Origin of the sequence: Paraburkholderia sp. BR13439, from assembly GCF_040948805.1 — a bacterium.
Lineage (GTDB): Bacteria > Pseudomonadota > Gammaproteobacteria > Burkholderiales > Burkholderiaceae > Paraburkholderia > Paraburkholderia youngii.
This window is the reverse complement of record NZ_JBFPKN010000219.1, coordinates 1-255: the sequence shown is the minus strand read 5'-3', so window position 1 is coordinate 255 and position 255 is coordinate 1. Positions and strand designations below refer to the sequence as shown.

Sequence of the window (255 nt, the reverse complement as noted above, 5' to 3'; positions counted from 1 at the left end):
TGACCACTCTGTCCATCACGCCCGAACATCTGCAGTACGTGCTGCGCCTCGCCGATACCGCGCTGATCCTCGGTCAGCGCAACAGCGAGTGGTGCGGCCACGGCCCGATCCTCGAAGAGGACATCGCGCTGTCGAACATGAGCCTCGACCTGATCGGCCAGGCGCGCCTGCTGTACACGCACGCGGCCACGCTCGAGCAGCAGCTCACCGGCCGTCAGCGCAGCGAGGACGACTACGCGTACTTCCGCGCCGAGC

General features: G+C 67.1%; 1 protein-coding gene. It reads left to right on the top strand.

Annotation, left to right across the window (positions count from 1 at the left end):
• Positions 1-8 precede the first annotated feature (8 nt).
• Positions 9-255, top strand: a 247-nt coding sequence (locus tag AB3X96_RS42950; protein WP_368594463.1) for a Phenylacetic acid catabolic protein, incomplete at its 3' end; no start/stop codon positions are given.